Raw genomic sequence first — 16162 nt, 5'->3', positions numbered from 1 at the left:
CCCCAACCGGCCCGCCGCTGCGGCGGACAGCATCAGGCGGAAAGGCCGCGTCGCCTTGGCAATCTGGTCAGACCCGTCATCGCCGTCGCCGCAAGGGTCCATGTGGCCAAGAGGCCCAGATCCTGCGGCGTCCAGGCCCGTCCCTCTATCGCGGCCCAGGCCAGTTCGCCCATCGCCCTTGTCGGTGTCCATGTCGAGATGGCGTGGATCGTGGCGGGCATGGCCATGGGCGGCACCCAGAGACCGCCCAGATAGGCCAGCGGCACAGCCGTGCGGGCCGAGGCGACGCTGCCCAGGGCAATCCCCATCATCGTGGCCGTCACCGTCGCCATCAGGCAGACCGTGGCCAGCCGGATCCAGGCGCGGGCGGGCAGGTCCACATCCGTCATCACATGTGCAAGCGCGATGACCAGCGCCACGGCAATGGTGACAAAGATCACCGCCGCGAGGATCCGCGCGATCCATTGCGGCATGGCCGAACCCGGCAGGCTGCGCTGCCATGTGGCGAAGGGGCTGGCGCGGTCCTGCGCCACGCTGACGCCGAACTGGAAGAAACCCACGCCCAGCACCGCGTAGACCGCGAAAGAGGCCATCGCATTGGCCGCCCATGTCCCGCCACCGCTGTTTGCGCCGAAAAAGGCATAGAGCATGGCCGGAAACAGCACCGTGGGTATCCAGAACCCCGGTTGGCGGAACAGGATCCGCAGGGTCAAAGCGAGTTCGGCAAACAGGTGGCGGATCATGGGCGCGTCCCTTCTTGGCGCAGGTGATGGATCAGGTCCTTCAGTTCGAGCGGTTGCAGCGTCAGGTTGGCAAAAGGCAGCGCCTCGGCGACCATGCGGCGCAGGGCGGTGTCGCTGTCGGCTGTTTCGGCCTGCCAGCGGGCACCGTCATGGCGGGCCCCAAGCCAGAGGGGCGGCACAAGGTCCGGCGGCAGATCGAACCCAAGCCGGGTGATCCTGGCGCGCGCGCGGATCGCGTCGATCCGGCCGGCCAGCACGGTCTCTCCCCGGTCGATGACAGCGATGGAGGAACAGATCGCCTCGATCTCGTCCCAGTGATGCGAGGTCAGCACAAGCGCCCCGCCTTGCGCGACATAGCCGCGGGCCATGACGCGAAAGGCATCCTGTGCGGCGCTGTCCAGCCCGGAGGTGGGTTCGTCCAGAAAGACCAGCCGGGGCTGGCCCACGAAGGCCAGCGCCAGCGCCACGCGGCGCATCTGGCCGCCCGAAAACCCGGCAACGCGCCGGTCGATCAGATCGCCCAGGCCGAAATCGGCGATCAGGCGGTCGATCGCGGGGGGCACGCCATAGCGCTGCGCCGCATAGCTCAGGATCTCGCGCGGGGTGACCTGATCGGGAAGATCCCTGGCCTGCGGCGTGGCGCCGGTCCATCGGCGGGCGGCCGGGCTGCCCGGGGGATGCCCGAAGACCAGCGCCTGACCTGCATCGGGGACGCGCAGGCCCATCAGCATCGCCAGGGTGGTGGATTTGCCGGCCCCGTTAGTGCCCAGCAATCCCAGCGCCTCGCCGGGGGCAAGATCGAGGTCGATCCGCGCGACGGCCTGTACCGCACCGAAGCGCTTGGCCAGTCCGCGCGCATGGATGGCAAGGTCTGAAGAATGGAGTGTCATGTGCGATCCCGCTGCTTGCAACTTTTCGGGGGGACCCTATTCATAGGGGTATGCGCCAGGCCAAGACAGGTTACGTGTCCGACATGGAAAAGACCGCGAATGACGGACCGGTGGCGTTGACGCTTCGCCAACTGCATCGCCAGCTTCGCGGCCCCGCCTTCTGGATCGTCGTGGGCGGCATGGTTCTGATCGCGGCGGTGGCGGGGCCCTATTACACGCTTGAGCGTCTGAACTTTGCCGAAAGGCTGGTCAATTGGGGCGTCATCATCGGCCCGTCCGCGGTGCTCATGACCTTTTTGTCGGCGCTTGCCCATCGCGTGACCGAGGCGTGGGGATGGAACTGGGCGCTTGTGGCATTGCTGGCCGGGATCGGGGGGATACTGCCGGTTCTGGCCATTGTCTGGCTGGCCGGGGGGCTGGCCGCGGGCTTTGGGATAGGCGGGCCGGGGATTGCCACGCTTGCGGCCTATGTCGCGCCATCGGTGATCGGGGTCACGCTGGCGGTCAATGCCTATATCGAGGTGCAGGACCGGATGACACCGGCGGCACCCGCTATGCCCGCGCCACGGCAGCCCGAGGTGGTGGCGACGGTGTTGCAGGGCAAACTTCCGCATCATCTGGGCCGCGAGATCGTGGCTCTGCGCGCGCAGGATCATTACCTTGAGGTGACGACCGCCAAGGGACAGTGCATGGTGCTGATGCGACTGGGCGATGCGGTGCGCGATCTTGAGGGGGTGAACGGGATGCAGGTGCACCGGTCCTGGTGGATCAGCCTGGACCATGTGGCGCGCGTCGAAAAGGGCGCGAACGGCCCCGAGGTCGTGATGCGCGACGGCCAGCGGGTGCCGGTGGGGCGCAGCTATCGCGCGGCCTTTCGCGCGGGCATGGCGGGCAGGGGCTGATCCTTTGGGGCGGGCGGCCTAGACCACGCGCCCCCAGAGGTCATATTCCCCGGCCTCGTCCACCTCGACCTTGACCACGTCACCCACGGCCAGGGCCTCAGTGCCCTCGTCGATGAACAGGTTGCCGTCGATTTCGGGCGCGTCGGCCCAGGTGCGGCAGGTGGCGATGCCGTCTTCGTCGATATCCTCCACGATCGCCTCGACCACGCGGCCAACCTTGGCGGCCAGTTTCGCCTCGGATATGGCTTGGGCCTTTTCCATGAAGCGGTCCCAGCGGTCCTGCTTGACCTCGGGGGCCACATGGTCGGGCAGGGCGTTCGACCGCGCGCCGGCCACGTTTTCGTATTGAAAGCAGCCGACGCGATCGAGCTGCGCCTCGTCCAGCCAGTCCAGCAGGGTCTGGAATTCATCCTCGGTCTCGCCGGGATAGCCCACGATGAAGGTAGAGCGCAGGGTGATATCGGGGCATTGGCTGCGCCATGCGGCGATCTCATCCAGCGTTTTCGCCGCCGCTGCGGGCCGCGCCATGCGGCGCAGCACATCGGGGTGCGCGTGCTGGAAGGGGATATCGAGGTAGGGCAGCACGCCCGACGCCGGATCCGCCATCAGCGGGATCAGGTCCCGCACATGCGGGTAGGGATAGACGTAATGCAGCCGCACCCAGGCCCCGAGGCTACCCAGATCGCGGGCCAGATCCGTGATATGGGCGCGGTGGCCGTTGGCGGTGGCGTGCTTGATATCCACACCGTAAGCCGAGGTGTCCTGGCTGATCACCAGCAGTTCCTTGACCCCGTTCTGCACCAGCTTTTCCGCTTCGCGGATGACGGCATGGGCGGGGCGGCTGACAAGGCGGCCGCGCATGTCGGGGATGATGCAGAACTTGCACTTGTGATTGCAGCCTTCCGAAATCTTCAGATAGCTGTAGTGGCGCGGTGTCAGCGACACGGCGGATGCGGGCAGCAAGTCGATGAACGGATCGGGCGCGGGCGGCACGGCGCGGTGCACCGCGTCCAGCACCGCCTCGTATTGATGTGGGCCGGTCACGGCCAGCACCTTGGGATGTGCACCGGTGATATATTCAGGCTCCGCGCCCAGACAGCCGGTGACGATCACGCGACCATTCTCGGCCAGCGCCTCGCCGATGGCATCAAGGCTTTCGGCCTTGGCGCTGTCCAGAAATCCGCAGGTGTTCACGATCACCGCATCTGCCCCGGAATAATCGGGGCTGATCGCATAGCCTTCGGCGCGCAGGCGGGTCAGGATACGCTCCGAGTCCACCAGCGCCTTGGGGCAGCCCAGGCTGACCATGCCGATGGTCGGCTGGCCGGGGCGGGGCGCATCCTTGATCAGGGCGCGGGGGGCAAGGTCGGGGCGGAGGCTGGGCGGGTTCTGGGTCATTGCGCGCATATAATGCGGCGCAGCCCGCGTGGGAAGCAGGATTCGGACCCGTCGCGTCGCGCAGGCTTTGCGGGCGTGACAAGCGCGCGCCGGCGGATTAGTCTTTCCGCACTGACGGAGGATGCGCCCCATGTATCGCGGGATCTGGTTTACCTGAGCACATAAGCCCTTGCATGGGCATTGTGGGCGCGTCTGTGCGCCCTAGTTTCTCGTATCCGTTTCCGGAAGGCGCCTTTCATGTTCCGTTTCTTCGAAAACCTTGTCGATCCCTATTGCCCCTATCCTGAAAAGGACACACCCCCGCAGACACTGTGGCGTTTCATGCTGGATTACGCACAGCCCTTCCGCCGCGTCTTCTGGGTCACCGGCTTTCTGTCCGTGCTTGTGGCGGCGGTCGAGATCGCGCTGATCTGGGTGATGGGCTGGATCGTCGATGCGCTGCAAGGTGATCCCGCGCAGTTCTGGGCGGATCATGGCTGGCAGATGATCGGGTTGGTCGTCTTCATCCTTGTGCTGCGTCCGGCCATCCAGGGGCTGGATGTGCTGCTGCTCAACAACACGATCCTGCCGAATTTCGGCACGCTGATCCGCTGGCGGGCCCATGCCCATGTGTTGCGGCAAAGCGTGGGCTGGTTCGAGAACGATTTCGCGGGACGCATCGCCAACCGCATCATGCAGACCCCGCCGGCGGCGGGCGAGGCGGTGTTTCAGGTCTTCGATGCGATCACCTTTTCCATCGCCTATGTCGTGGGCGCGGTCGTGATTCTGGGACAGGCCGATGCGCGGCTGATGCTGCCCCTGATCGCCTGGCTGGTGGCCTATGCCGCGCTGATGCGCTGGGCGATCAAGCGGGTGCAGCCCGCCTCCGAGGCGGCATCGGACGCGCGCAGCGCGGTCACCGGGCGGGTGGTGGACAGCTATACCAATATCCATTCGGTCAAGATGTTCGACCAGCATGGGCGCGAGCTGGACTTCGCGCGCGAGGCGATCGAGGACGCGCGCACCACGTTTCAGGCCGAGATGCGGCTTTATACCAAGATGGATTTCGGTCTGGTCTTTCTGAATGGCCTCTTGATCGTGGGCGTCGTCGGATGGGCCATCTGGCTCTGGATGCAGGGGCAGGCGAGCGTGGGCGCGGTGGCGGCGGCCACGGCGCTGACCCTGCGTCTGAACGCGATGACCGGCTGGATCATGTGGGCCCTGACCACGTTTTTCCGCCAGCTGGGGGTCGTCGCCGAAGGGATGCAGACCATCGCCCAGCCCATTACCCTGCCGGATGCGCCGGATGCCGTGCCGTTGCGCGTCACCAGGGGCGAGATCGTGATGGAGGGTGTGCGCCACAGCTATGGCCGCGCCGGTGGCGGGCTGGAACAGGTCGATCTGCGGATCGCACCCGGTGAGAAGGTGGGGCTTGTGGGCCGATCGGGTGCGGGCAAATCGACTCTGATGAAGCTGCTGCTACGCTTCTACGCAGCCGAAGGCGGGCGCATCCTGATCGACGGGCAAGACATCGCCCATGTCACCCAGGCCAGCCTGCGTGCCCATATCGGCATGGTCCAGCAGGACAGCGCGCTGCTGCATCGTTCGGTCCGTGAGAACCTTCTCTACGGTCGCCCCGACGCCACCGAGGACCAGATGCGCCGCGCCGCCGCACAGGCGCAGGCGCTGGAATTCATCCCCGATCTTCAGGATGGCAAGGGGCGGCGCGGGTTCGACGCGCAGGTCGGCGAGCGCGGCGTCAAGCTGTCAGGCGGGCAACGCCAGCGGATCGCGCTGGCGCGTGTCATCCTGAAGGATGCGCCGATCCTGCTGCTGGACGAGGCGACGAGTGCCCTGGACAGCGAGATCGAAGCCGCCGTGCAGGACACGCTGTACGGCATGATGGCAGGCAAGACGGTGATCGCGATTGCCCACCGCCTGAGCACCATCGCGCATATGGACCGGATTGTCGTGCTGGACCGGGGCCGCATCGCCGAGGAAGGGTCCCATGCCGATCTGCTGGCGGCGGGGGGGCTTTATGCGGCACTCTGGGCGCGGCAGTCGGGTGGTTTTCTGGGCGATGATCTTGAGGAGGGGGCGGCCTGAGGCCCCCACCTTGTCTGTCGCCCAGTCTGTCGCTTTGTCTATCACCCTGTCTGCGGCGTTGTGTGCGGCCGAGTTTGCCGCCGCTTTGGCCTTGACGCCTGTGGCGATTCCGCCTAATCACCCCAAACGGAATTCGGGGCGCCGCCGGTCGCGGTGCCCTTATGTGTTGAAGGCGCCGGATGCGCCCCTGATCAAGACGAGGATAAAGCCATGTCGCGCCGCTGCGAACTGACCGGAAAAGGCCCGATGTCTGGCAACAATGTCAGCCACGCCAACAACAAGACCCGTCGCCGGTTTCTGCCGAACCTGAACGACGTGTCGCTGCAGTCCGAAACACTGGGTCGCACCGTGAAGCTGCGTATCTCCGCAGCCGCCCTGCGCTCGGTCGATCACCGTGGCGGTCTGGACGCGTTCCTGGCGAAAGCCAAGGACGACACGCTGTCCGACGCGGCGCTGAAGATCAAGAAAGAGATCGCAAAGGCACAGGCAACCGCCTGATCGCCTTGACGTGACGACTTCGGGAACAGCCCTGCCGGTTCGGCGGGGCTGTCTCCTTTTGTGCAAGCGTGTCTTAGGGCTGCCGCGATCATGGCCGCTGCGACCGTTTAGGCCCTTTCACGGTTGCAAAGGCTTGCATATATGACGGGCATGAGCCGTCGATACCGCCCCTTTGCTGCCCTTGTGCTGGCCTGTCTTCTGGTCCTGACGGCCCAGTCCATGGCCGTGGCGCGCGGCATGCCGGGGGCGGCGGGGTCAATCGTGCTGTGCACGGGCACCGGACCCGTCACCATCCTGACCGATGCGGAAGGCCAGCCAATCGCGCCGGCCCATGTCTGCCCGGATTGCACCCTTTCGCTGATCGTGGCCGTCGCGCAGGCCGTCCCGGATGCCGTGCGTCCGCAAGGCCGCGCCGATGCGGTGATCCTGCCTGCCGCGCGTCCGGCCCTCCTGCGCGGCAGCTATCCTTTTTCCGCGCGCGACCCGCCGGCGCAGGCCTGATCCAGAACACTCAAGATCAGACCAGACAGCAGACAAAAGGGAGAGACACGATGTCTTTCAAATCCACTATTATTGCGGCCAGTGCTGCCGCTTTCCTGGCCCTTCCCGCATTTGCCGCAGGCATCGAGGTGCATGACGCCTATGCCCGCAGCGCATCCGAGATGGCCGTGACGGGCGGCGCCTTCATGGTCATTCAGAATCAAGGCGGGGAAGCCGACCGTTTGATCGGCGCATCATCGGACGCGGCCGAAAAGGTCGAACTGCATACGCACAAGGAAGACGCCAATGGCGTGATGCGCATGATCCATGTCGAGGAAGGCTTCGATCTGCCTGCGGATGGCGAGATCGTGATGGAACGCGGCGGTCACCATGTGATGTTCATGGGCCTCAAGCAACCCATGAAACAGGGTGACATGATCGACCTGATCCTGACCTTCGAAAAGGCCGGCGACGTGGCCGTGCAGGTCGAGGTGGATCTTGAGCGCATGCCCCAGGCCGGGGCGCATGGCAGCATGAACCATGGCACGATGAAAAAGAACTGACGGGAACACACCCCGCCGGATCGAAAAGGCCGGGCCCCTTTGGGTCCGGCCTTAGTCGTTCAGTCGCCCAGCATCTCTGCCACCCAGGCCGGCACCGCGACCGAGGCCATGCCAAGCCGCGTTTCCGCGAAATCCGACACGACGGCCGATGGCTCTAGATTGATCTCGACCGTATGCGCGCCTGCACGATCCGCATCCTGCACGAAGGCCGCCGCCGGATAGACCTGACCGGATGTGCCGATGGCCGCGAAGATTTCCGCGGCGCGCAGCAGGTCCCATATCCGATCCATGTGATACGGCATCTCGCCGAACCAGACGACATCGGGGCGCGCGGTGGGCGCGGCGCAGGCGGGGCAGGGGTGGCCGGGCTGCATCTCGGGCGGGGCCGCCCAACGATGCCCGCAGGCCGCGCAAAGCGCACCGGCCAGCGTGCCATGCATATGCAGCACGTCGCGCGATCCCGCAGCCTCGTGCAGGGCGTCCACGTTCTGCGTCACGATCGTGACCCGACCGGGATAGGCCGCCTCAAGCCGCGCCAGCGCATGATGCGCGGCATTGGGGCGCGCCGCGGCAGCCTGCTGGCGCCGCGCGTTGTAGAAGCGGTGCACCAGTCCGGGGTCGCGGGCAAAGCCTTCGGGCGTGGCCACATCCTCGATCCGGTGCCGGGACCACAGCCCGCCTTCGTCCCGGAACGTGCCAAGACCGCTTTCGGCGGAAATACCCGCACCTGTCAGGATCACGATCGGTCCCATCTGTCAGCCTTTCCCGTGCAATATGCGATCCAGCCTAACGGCTTTGCGCCGCGTGGCAACATGCCTGACCATGCCGGTGACGGGGGCTGCCGCCGCCGCGGTTTCAGATTTCCCGAAACGCCGTTTCACGGCTTTGAAAATGGGTCCTCGCCCCGATGGAAGATCCTTGTCCCGCAGGGCGATATTCCGCTCAATGCAGGGTGAAAGGACCCCTCCCATGGCTATCAGACACCTCAAATCCGCGCGCCCGCAGCCCCCGGGGGCCCAGGCCGATACCGCCGATGGGGTCCGCATTCTGCTGGCCCAGCTTGCCCAGGGCGGCGAGGACAAGGCCCTTGATCTGGCCCGCAGGCTGGATGGCTGGACCGGACCGATCGTCGTGACCCCCGAAGCGGTGGCCCGCGCCATCGCCACCGTGCCCCAAGGGCTGCGCGATGATATCGCCTATGCCCATGACAACATCCGCCGCTTTGCCGAAGCGCAGCGCGCCACCTGCGCCGACATGCAGCTGGAACTGCGCCCCGGTCTTGTGGCCGGGCAACGCTATGTCCCGCTGGCCGCCGCCGGCGCCTATGTGCCGGGCGGGCGCTATGCCCATATCGCGAGCGCGCTGATGACGATCACCACCGCCAAGGTGGCGGGCGTGGGCCATGTGACGGCCGCCTCTCCGGCGCGGGCGGGGCAGGGGATTCCGGCACCGATCCTTTATGCGATGCATCTGGCCGGGGCCGATCACATCCTGGCGCTGGGCGGGGTGCAGGCCATCGCCGCCATGGCGCAGGGGCTGTTCGGGGCGCGGCCTGCCGATATCATCGTGGGGCCGGGCAACCAATACGTGGCCGAGGCCAAGCGCCAGATGTTCGGCCCGCTGGGCATCGACATGTTCGCGGGTCCGACCGATTCGATGGTCCTGGCGGATGAGGGCGCGGATCCCGATCTTGTGGTCTGGGATCTGGTCGGCCAGGCCGAACATGGCGCGAATTCCCCGGTCTGGCTGGTCACCACCTGTGAAAGCCTGGCGCGCAGGGTGATGGAGGCCGTCCCCGGCTGCCTCGCGCAACTGCCCGAACCCAACCGCAGCGCCGCCGCCGAGGCCTGGGACAGTCTGGCCGAGGTGATCCTGTGCGACACGCCCGAGGAGATGGCTGCGGTCGCCGACCGCTTCGGGCCCGAACATCTGCATGTGCAGGCGCATGACCTTGACTGGTGGCGCGCGCGCCTGTCCTCCTACGGCTCGTTGTTCCTGGGGGCCGAGGCGACAGTGGCTTTCGGCGACAAGGCATCTGGCCCCAACCACGTGCTGCCCACATCGGGGGCCGCGCGCTACACCGGCGGTCTGTCGGTGCACAAGTTCCTCAAATGCGTGACATGGCAGCAGGTCAGCGCGCAGGCGCTGCCCGATCTGGCGCGCGTGACCGCCAGTATCAGCCGCGCCGAGGGGATGGAGGGGCATGCCCGCAGCGCCGAGATCCGTCTGGACAAATTTTGCGCCATGCCCAGACTGGCCGCCAACACCTGAGGAGGCCCCATGAACCTTGCGAAATTCCCGCGCGTCCGCCTGGCGCATCTGCCGACCCCGCTGGAACCGCTGCCGCGCCTGTCCGCAGCATTGGGCGGGCCGGACATCTGGATCAAGCGCGACGATTGCACCGGCCTGTCCACGGGCGGCAACAAGACCCGCAAGCTGGAATTCCTGATGGCCGAGGCGCAGGCCCAGGGTGCCGACATCGTGCTGACGCAGGGGGCGACGCAGTCCAACCACGCGCGCCAGACGGCGGCGGCGGCGGCGCGCCTGGGCATGGATTGCCATATCCTGCTGGAGGACCGGACCGGCTTCAACCATCCCGACTACCGCCACAACGGCAACGTGCTGCTGGATCACCTGCATGGCGCCACCATGGAACATCGCGCCCCTGGCCCCGACATGAACGCCGAGATGGAGGCCGTGGCCGACCGGTTCCGCGCGCAAGGCCGCAACGCCTATGCCATTCCCGGCGGCGGATCGAATGCCACCGGCGCGCTGGGCTATGTCAACTGCGCCTTCGAGATGCTGTCGCAGTTCAACGATCTGGGGCTGAACGTCGATCACATCGTCCATGCCACCGGATCGGCGGGGACGCAGGCCGGGCTGATCACCGGGCTGAAGGCGATGAACGCAGGCATTCCCCTGCTGGGCATCGGCGTGCGCGCGCCCAGGGCCAAGCAGGAGGAAAACGTCTACAACCTTGCGGTCAAGACGGCCGAAAAGCTGGGCTGCGCGGGCGTGGTCGCGCGCGAGGATGTTGTCGCCAACACTGATTACGTCGGTGACGGCTATGGAATCCCCGCCCCCTCGACCATCGAGGCGATCCAGATCTTCGCCCGGACCGAGGCGATCCTGCTTGACCCGGTCTATTCCGGCAAGGGCGCGGCAGGGCTGATCGACCTGATCCGCAAGGGGCATTTCACCAAGGGGCAAAAGATCGTCTTTCTGCATACCGGTGGCGCCATCGGGTTGACGGGATATACCCATGCCTTCGACTTCGGTGGTTGAGCCCGCAGCGATGCGGCCGGTCGGGATCCTTGGCGGCATGGGTCCCGAGGCGACGATCCTGCTGATGCAGAAATGCCTGGCGGCGGTCGCGTCAACGGCGACCGGTCCGCTGGATGACGCCGACCATATCCCGCTGATCGTGCATCAGAATCCGCAGGTGCCCAGCCGCATTGCCCGGCTGATCGAAGGGCAGGGACCCGATCCCGCCCCGGTGCTGGCGCAGATGGCGCGCGATCTGGCCGCGGCAGGCGCGCAGGCCTTGGCCATGCCCTGCAATACCGCCCATCACTACGCCGACAGCCTGCGCGCGGCCACCGCGTTGCCGTTTCTCGACATGATCACGGCCACCGCGGATCACCTGACGCAGGCGCGCGCCCGACGGATCGGCATGCTGGCCTCGCCCGCCACGCGTCTGACAGGTGTCTTTGATCGCGCCCTTGCCGCGCAGGGCCTGGTTCCCGTCTGGTTGTCCGATGACGCGCCGCTGCTGGACCTGATCCGCGCGGTCAAGGCAGGGCAACCCCTGTCCGGCCTTGCGCCCCGCATGACGGCCCTTTGCGGGCTGGCCGTGACCCGGGGGGCCGATCACCTGCTGGTGGCTTGCACCGAACTGTCGCTGCTGACCGATGCGCTGCCCGAGGGCGTGCCGGCAACGGACAGTCTTGACTGTCTGACAAGCCAGATCGTGGCCTTTGCCCGGCCCGGGGTTTCTTCTTGCTGAAAATATCCTGAAAGGCCCGGGCGGATGGAGCGCCGCCCGCTGCCCCTAGCTGCACATGGCCGCTGCGGTTTCCCCGAAGGCGCGATACTTGCGCCAGAATGCCTCGTGATTCTGGCTGTCGGATTGCCGGACATCCTGCGCCTTTTGCGGGTCGCGGAAAAACTTCGCGGCCATGCGCTGATCACTGCGTGACAGCGTCTGATCGGCGACTTGCTGGATGCAGCGGCACAGCCGCAGCGAACGCGCCTTGCGATCCGAGGCCATGCAGGCCCGATCGATCGGCCCGGCCATCGCCACCCCCGGCGACATCACAACGGCCACAGGGGCCAGCATACCGGCCAGGGCGGCCGCCATTAGCAACTTTTTCATCACACGCCTCTTGTCTGCCCCCGCTGATCCGGCCTTTGCGGCCATGTTGCACCGGGTCTTTCTGCTCGGTCCCGACTATGCCCGAAAAAACGCCTCTGTCAAAGGCCCGAAATGCCGCGCCAATGCTGCATTTCGGGGGGCGGCCGCCGGGACGTCGGGCCTGGATCCGACCTGCAGCGCATTTCCCCTGCGCTTACAGTTGCGATGAACCTGCACAGCCCTTCAAGCCACCTTGACCAAAGCCGGTTTCCCCATCATATCCCCCTGCATGACAGAGCTTTCGCGCATCCGCAATTTCTCCATAGTTGCCCATATCGACCACGGGAAATCCACCCTGGCCGACCGGCTGATCCAATCCACCGGCACCGTGCAGGACCGGGACATGAAGGAACAGCTGCTCGACAGCATGGATATCGAACGCGAGCGTGGCATCACGATCAAGGCCAACACGGTCCGCATCGACTACAAGGCCGATGACGGGCACACCTATGTGCTGAACCTGATCGACACGCCCGGCCACGTGGACTTCGCCTATGAGGTCAGCCGCTCCATGCGCGCGGTCGAAGGCTCGCTGCTGGTGGTGGACAGCACCCAGGGCGTCGAGGCGCAGACCCTCGCCAATGTCTATCACGCGCTGGACGCGGATCATGAGATCGTGCCGGTGCTCAACAAGATCGACCTGCCCGCCGCCGATTGCGATCGCGTGGCCGCGCAGATCGAGGATGTGATCGGCATCGACGCATCCGAGGCGATCCGCGTCAGCGCCAAGACCGGCATCGGCATCCATGAGACGCTGGAGGCGATCGTCAAGCGTCTGCCGGCCCCCAAGGGTGACCGCAACGCACCCCTGACCGCCATGCTGGTGGATAGCTGGTATGACGCCTATCTTGGCGTGGTCGTCCTGGTGCGGATCATGGATGGCGTTCTGAAAAAGGGCGACCGCATCACCATGATGCAGAACGGATCCGTGCACCAGGTGGACCGGATCGGCGTGTTCCGTCCGCAGATGCAGAATGTCGATGCGCTGGGCCCCGGCGAAATCGGCTTCATCACCGCCCAGATCAAGCAGGTGCGCGACACCCGCGTGGGCGATACGATCACCCATGAAAAGAAGGGCGCCACCAAGGCGCTGCCGGGCTTCAAGCCGTCGCAACCCGTGGTGTTCTGTGGCCTCTTCCCGGTGGACAGTTCGGAATTCGAGGATCTGCGCGACGCGATCGAGAAGCTGGCGCTGAACGACGCATCCTTTACCTATGAGATGGAAACCTCGGCCGCACTCGGCTTCGGCTTCCGCTGCGGCTTTCTGGGTTTGCTGCACCTCGAGGTGATCCGGGACCGGATCGAGCGGGAATATGACATCGACCTGATCACGACTGCACCGTCTGTGATCTATCATGTCTACCTGCGCGACGGCACGATGAAGGAATTGCACAACCCCGCCGACATGCCGGACCTGACCTATGTCGATCACCTGGAGGAGCCGCGCATCAAGGCCACGATCCTGGTGCCCGACGAATATCTGGGCGACGTGCTGAAGCTTTGCCAGGACCGGCGCGGCATCCAGCAGGATCTGACCTATGCGGGCAGCCGGGCCATGGTCGTCTATGACCTGCCCCTGAACGAGGTGGTGTTCGATTTCTATGACCGGCTGAAATCGGTCACCAAGGGCTATGCCAGCTTCGATTACCAGCTGACCGGCTACCAGCAGGACAACCTGGTGAAGATGTCGATTCTGGTGAATGATGAACCCGTCGATGCGCTGTCGATCATGGTGCACCGCGACCGCGCCGAGATGCGTGGCCGGTCAATGGTGGAAAAGCTGAAAGAGCTGATCCCCCGCCATATGTTCAAGATCCCGATCCAGGCCGCCATCGGCGGCAAGGTGATCGCGCGCGAAACGCTGGCCGCCCTGCGCAAGGACGTGACCGCCAAATGCTATGGCGGCGACGCCACCCGGAAGCGCAAGCTTCTGGACAAGCAGAAGGCGGGCAAGAAGAAGATGCGTCAGTTCGGCAAGGTCGAGATCCCGCAGCAGGCCTTCATCAACGCGCTCAAGATGGATACGTGACGGGACGGGGTCTTGCCCCGCCCGCGGGGTGCCCTCCCGTGCATTTGCGTTAATACAAAATTTACCAGTCTGAACAGATACTCGCACCCAGTGCAGGGCAGTTCGCCGCGCACCCCAATCGAGTATCGCCCATGCAAAAGATCATTCCTGCCGCACTTGTCCTTGTGACCCTTGCTGCTTGCGACGTGCCCACCCAAGACCCTGTCGTGACCGCCTATAACGGCGACAGTGTGAACATCATCCAGCCGGCCTTCACCTCGGCCACGGATGCGCAGCTTCTGGCGCTGGCCAACAGCATCTGCCAGCGCGGGTCCAAGAAATTCGCCGAACGTGTGTCACAGCGGGCCTTGCCTGATTTTCAGGGCACGGAATACCTGTTTCTGTGCCTGAACCGGCCCTGATCCAGGTATCGCTTGGCCTCGGGACATGGATGTCGTATTCTTTTCGCTGCATATGTTTTAGCGAGTCTCGATATGTCTACATCCTCACCACGCGCCTATTCCCGCCTTCAGATCCGCCTGCACTGGCTGATCTTCGGGCTGCTTGTCCTGCAATACCTGCTGCACGAACCCATCACCGAAGCCTTCGACATGATCGAGAACGGTCTGGTGCCCGCCTTCAATCCGCTGGTGGCGTCACATGTCTTCGGTGGTTTCCTGATCTTCGTTCTGACAGCGACGCGACTTTATGTACGCGCCGGGCGCGGTGTCCCGCCTCTGCCGGATACCGATCCGCCACTGCAGCGGATCGCGGCCCATGTCACCCATTACAGCCTTTATGCCCTGCTGATCGCCCTGCCGATCAGCGGCGCGGTGGCGTGGTATCGCGCCAATGAGGCCGCGGCCGAGGCGCATGGCGTCATGCGCCTGATCCTGCTGGGTCTGGTCGCGCTGCATGTGGTGGCCGCCCTTTATCACCAGTTCGTGCTGAAGGACGGGTTGATGCGGCGGATGCGAAAGGGCGAAACCATCTGATACAGATCAAGGTGAGGGGCGCTCTGCCGTATTAGGCTTGCTTCAAGTCGGAATCGTCACGGAGGGCGCACCATGCTGCGACTGGGGTTCATCCTTCATCTGTTCATCGGTGCGACCCTGGCCGGTGTCGGTGTGATTGCCGCGCTAGGTACGGGGTTCGACAGTCTGTACCCGATTTTGGGCGCGGCGCTGATCGGGTTCCTGGCCGCCTTTCCGGTGACCTGGTTCGTGACGCGCAAGCTCTACGAGGGTGCTTGAGGCTTTGGGATACCCGCTGTCACCAGCGGGTCTGCAATCCTGTCTTTCGAGACAGGCGGGACGGTGGCGGTGCGAGGGAGGGGTCCCCGTTGGGGCCGCCGCCGTCCCGATAATCCGGGCTAAGGGGGGGGGCTGTGCGGCTTCCCCTTTTCTGTTGCGTCAACTGGCCAGCCAGGTCCGAACCGCCGCTTCGAATTCGCGCGGCTTTTCGGCATGCAGCCAATGGCCGGCGCCGGGGATCTTGGCAAACCGCGCCGCCGGAAACAGCCCCTTGATCAGGGCGCGATGTTCAGGCGCCACATAGTGCGAATTGGCGCCTGTCAGGAACAGCGTGGGCTTGCCGAACTGCGCCGCCGTATCGGGAAAGCCCAGGATATGCGGCATCTGATCCGACAGCACATCCAGGTTCAACCGCCAGCGCCGGTCCTTGATGTCCAGTGACTGGGTGAAGAAGGCCGGCAGAACGGGATCATCGACCAGTGCCGCCAGCTGCGCCTCGGCGTCGGATCGCTTTTCGACCCGGGACAGGTCCACCGCCTGCATCGCAGCGATATAGCGGCTTTGGTCATGGGTATAGGTCACGGGGGCGATATCGCCCACGATCAGCCGCGCGACCATATCGGGATGGGTCAGGGCCAGCATCATCGCGGCCTTGCCCCCCATGGAATGTCCCAGCACCGCCATCGGGCCGCCTTCTGCGTGGATCACGGCGGCCAGGTCTTCGGCCATGTCGGGATAGGTATGGCTGTCCGCCCAGGGGCTTGCGCCGTGGTTGCGCATATCCACCGCGATCACGGTCCGGTCGCTGGACAGCCGCTTGGCGATCACGCCCCAGTTGCGCCCTGAACCATAAAGGCCATGGGCGATCAGCAGCGGTGTGGGGCCATCGGGGCCGTCATGGCGAATGATGTTCAGCATGGGCGCGGGG

Annotated in this window: 18 protein-coding genes; 12 read left to right on the top strand and 6 right to left on the bottom strand. The window is 65.3% G+C overall.

Features of this window, described 5'->3' with window-relative positions; all coding sequences use genetic code 11:
* Window positions 1-32: 32 nt before the first annotated feature.
* Window positions 33-743, bottom strand: coding sequence for an ABC transporter permease (locus ACFQ3C_RS16935; protein WP_380794306.1), 711 nt, complete (start codon window positions 741-743; stop codon window positions 33-35).
* Window positions 740-1633 (bottom strand): ABC transporter ATP-binding protein, encoded by an 894-nt coding sequence (locus ACFQ3C_RS16930; RefSeq protein ID WP_380794303.1) that lies wholly within the window; start codon window positions 1631-1633, stop codon window positions 740-742. The genes ACFQ3C_RS16935 and ACFQ3C_RS16930 overlap by 4 nt, the downstream gene beginning before the upstream one ends.
* A 50-nt stretch (window positions 1634-1683) precedes the next feature.
* Here ACFQ3C_RS16930 and ACFQ3C_RS16925 point away from each other — a divergent pair, with 50 nt between their 5' ends.
* On the top strand, window positions 1684-2535 hold the full coding sequence (locus ACFQ3C_RS16925) for a LytTR family DNA-binding domain-containing protein (protein WP_380794301.1): 852 nt from the start codon (window positions 1684-1686) through the stop codon (window positions 2533-2535).
* 18 nt (window positions 2536-2553) lie between these two features.
* On the opposite strand, the gene rimO is transcribed toward ACFQ3C_RS16925, so the two are convergent.
* Window positions 2554-3933, bottom strand: coding sequence for a 30S ribosomal protein S12 methylthiotransferase RimO (gene rimO / locus ACFQ3C_RS16920; RefSeq protein ID WP_380794299.1), 1380 nt, complete (start codon window positions 3931-3933; stop codon window positions 2554-2556).
* Between the two features lie 237 nt (window positions 3934-4170).
* Between rimO and ACFQ3C_RS16915 the strand changes: the two genes are divergently transcribed.
* The 4 genes from ACFQ3C_RS16915 to ACFQ3C_RS16900 all read left to right on the top strand — a co-directional run bounded on the left by ACFQ3C_RS16915 (window position 4171) and on the right by ACFQ3C_RS16900 (window position 7559).
* Complete coding sequence (locus ACFQ3C_RS16915; protein ID WP_380794296.1) at window positions 4171-6018, top strand: ABC transporter ATP-binding protein; 1848 nt, start codon at window positions 4171-4173, stop codon at window positions 6016-6018.
* 210 nt (window positions 6019-6228) lie between these two features.
* Window positions 6229-6516, top strand: a complete 288-nt coding sequence (gene rpmB / locus ACFQ3C_RS16910) for a 50S ribosomal protein L28 (protein WP_380794293.1) — start codon at window positions 6229-6231, stop codon at window positions 6514-6516.
* 150 nt (window positions 6517-6666) lie between these two features.
* Complete coding sequence (locus tag ACFQ3C_RS16905) at window positions 6667-7017, top strand: hypothetical protein (RefSeq protein ID WP_380794291.1); 351 nt, start codon at window positions 6667-6669, stop codon at window positions 7015-7017.
* 50 nt (window positions 7018-7067) lie between these two features.
* Window positions 7068-7559: a copper chaperone PCu(A)C gene (locus ACFQ3C_RS16900; RefSeq protein ID WP_380794288.1), complete on the top strand. Its 492-nt coding sequence runs from the start codon at window positions 7068-7070 to the stop codon at window positions 7557-7559.
* Between the two features lie 59 nt (window positions 7560-7618).
* On the opposite strand, the gene ACFQ3C_RS16895 is transcribed toward ACFQ3C_RS16900, so the two are convergent.
* Window positions 7619-8311, bottom strand: a complete 693-nt coding sequence (locus ACFQ3C_RS16895; protein ID WP_380794286.1) for an NAD-dependent deacylase — start codon at window positions 8309-8311, stop codon at window positions 7619-7621.
* Between the two features lie 217 nt (window positions 8312-8528).
* Here ACFQ3C_RS16895 and hisD point away from each other — a divergent pair, with 217 nt between their 5' ends.
* Genes hisD through ACFQ3C_RS16880 form a run of 3 tightly spaced genes read left to right on the top strand, consistent with a single transcriptional unit; the run spans window position 8529 to window position 11565 of the window.
* A complete protein-coding gene (gene hisD, locus ACFQ3C_RS16890; RefSeq protein ID WP_380794283.1) occupies window positions 8529-9830 on the top strand; it encodes a histidinol dehydrogenase in 1302 nt (433 codons plus the stop codon).
* Between the two features lie 9 nt (window positions 9831-9839).
* Window positions 9840-10844: a D-cysteine desulfhydrase gene (locus ACFQ3C_RS16885; RefSeq protein ID WP_380794281.1), complete on the top strand. Its 1005-nt coding sequence runs from the start codon at window positions 9840-9842 to the stop codon at window positions 10842-10844.
* Complete coding sequence (locus tag ACFQ3C_RS16880) at window positions 10822-11565, top strand: aspartate/glutamate racemase family protein (RefSeq protein WP_380794279.1); 744 nt, start codon at window positions 10822-10824, stop codon at window positions 11563-11565. The genes ACFQ3C_RS16885 and ACFQ3C_RS16880 overlap by 23 nt, the downstream gene beginning before the upstream one ends.
* 45 nt (window positions 11566-11610) lie before the next feature.
* Here ACFQ3C_RS16880 and ACFQ3C_RS16875 read toward each other — a convergent pair whose 3' ends face one another.
* A complete protein-coding gene (locus tag ACFQ3C_RS16875; protein WP_380794277.1) occupies window positions 11611-11934 on the bottom strand; it encodes a hypothetical protein in 324 nt (107 codons plus the stop codon).
* A gap of 268 nt (window positions 11935-12202) precedes the next feature.
* Between ACFQ3C_RS16875 and lepA the strand changes: the two genes are divergently transcribed.
* From lepA to ACFQ3C_RS16855, 4 genes are all read left to right on the top strand, one after another.
* Window positions 12203-14002 carry a translation elongation factor 4 gene (gene lepA / locus ACFQ3C_RS16870; protein WP_380794274.1) on the top strand — a complete coding sequence of 600 codons (1800 nt, stop codon included), beginning with the start codon at window positions 12203-12205 and terminating at the stop codon, window positions 14000-14002.
* A gap of 131 nt (window positions 14003-14133) precedes the next feature.
* Window positions 14134-14403 carry a hypothetical protein gene (locus ACFQ3C_RS16865; protein WP_380794271.1) on the top strand — a complete coding sequence of 90 codons (270 nt, stop codon included), beginning with the start codon at window positions 14134-14136 and terminating at the stop codon, window positions 14401-14403.
* A 72-nt stretch (window positions 14404-14475) separates the two neighbouring features.
* Window positions 14476-14976: a cytochrome b gene (locus tag ACFQ3C_RS16860; RefSeq protein WP_380794268.1), complete on the top strand. Its 501-nt coding sequence runs from the start codon at window positions 14476-14478 to the stop codon at window positions 14974-14976.
* A 72-nt stretch (window positions 14977-15048) separates the two neighbouring features.
* Window positions 15049-15234, top strand: a complete 186-nt coding sequence (locus ACFQ3C_RS16855; RefSeq protein ID WP_380794266.1) for a CTP synthetase — start codon at window positions 15049-15051, stop codon at window positions 15232-15234.
* 159 nt (window positions 15235-15393) lie between these two features.
* Here the strand turns inward: ACFQ3C_RS16855 and ACFQ3C_RS16850 are convergent, their stop codons facing one another.
* Window positions 15394-16152, bottom strand: coding sequence for an alpha/beta fold hydrolase (locus ACFQ3C_RS16850; RefSeq protein WP_380794263.1), 759 nt, complete (start codon window positions 16150-16152; stop codon window positions 15394-15396).
* Window positions 16153-16162 lie beyond the last annotated feature (10 nt).

It is taken from the genome of Seohaeicola saemankumensis (assembly GCF_042678485.1).
GTDB classification, from domain to species: domain Bacteria; phylum Pseudomonadota; class Alphaproteobacteria; order Rhodobacterales; family Rhodobacteraceae; genus Seohaeicola; species Seohaeicola saemankumensis.
Note: the sequence above shows the minus strand (reverse complement) of the source record. Positions and strands in the feature narration are given on the sequence as shown.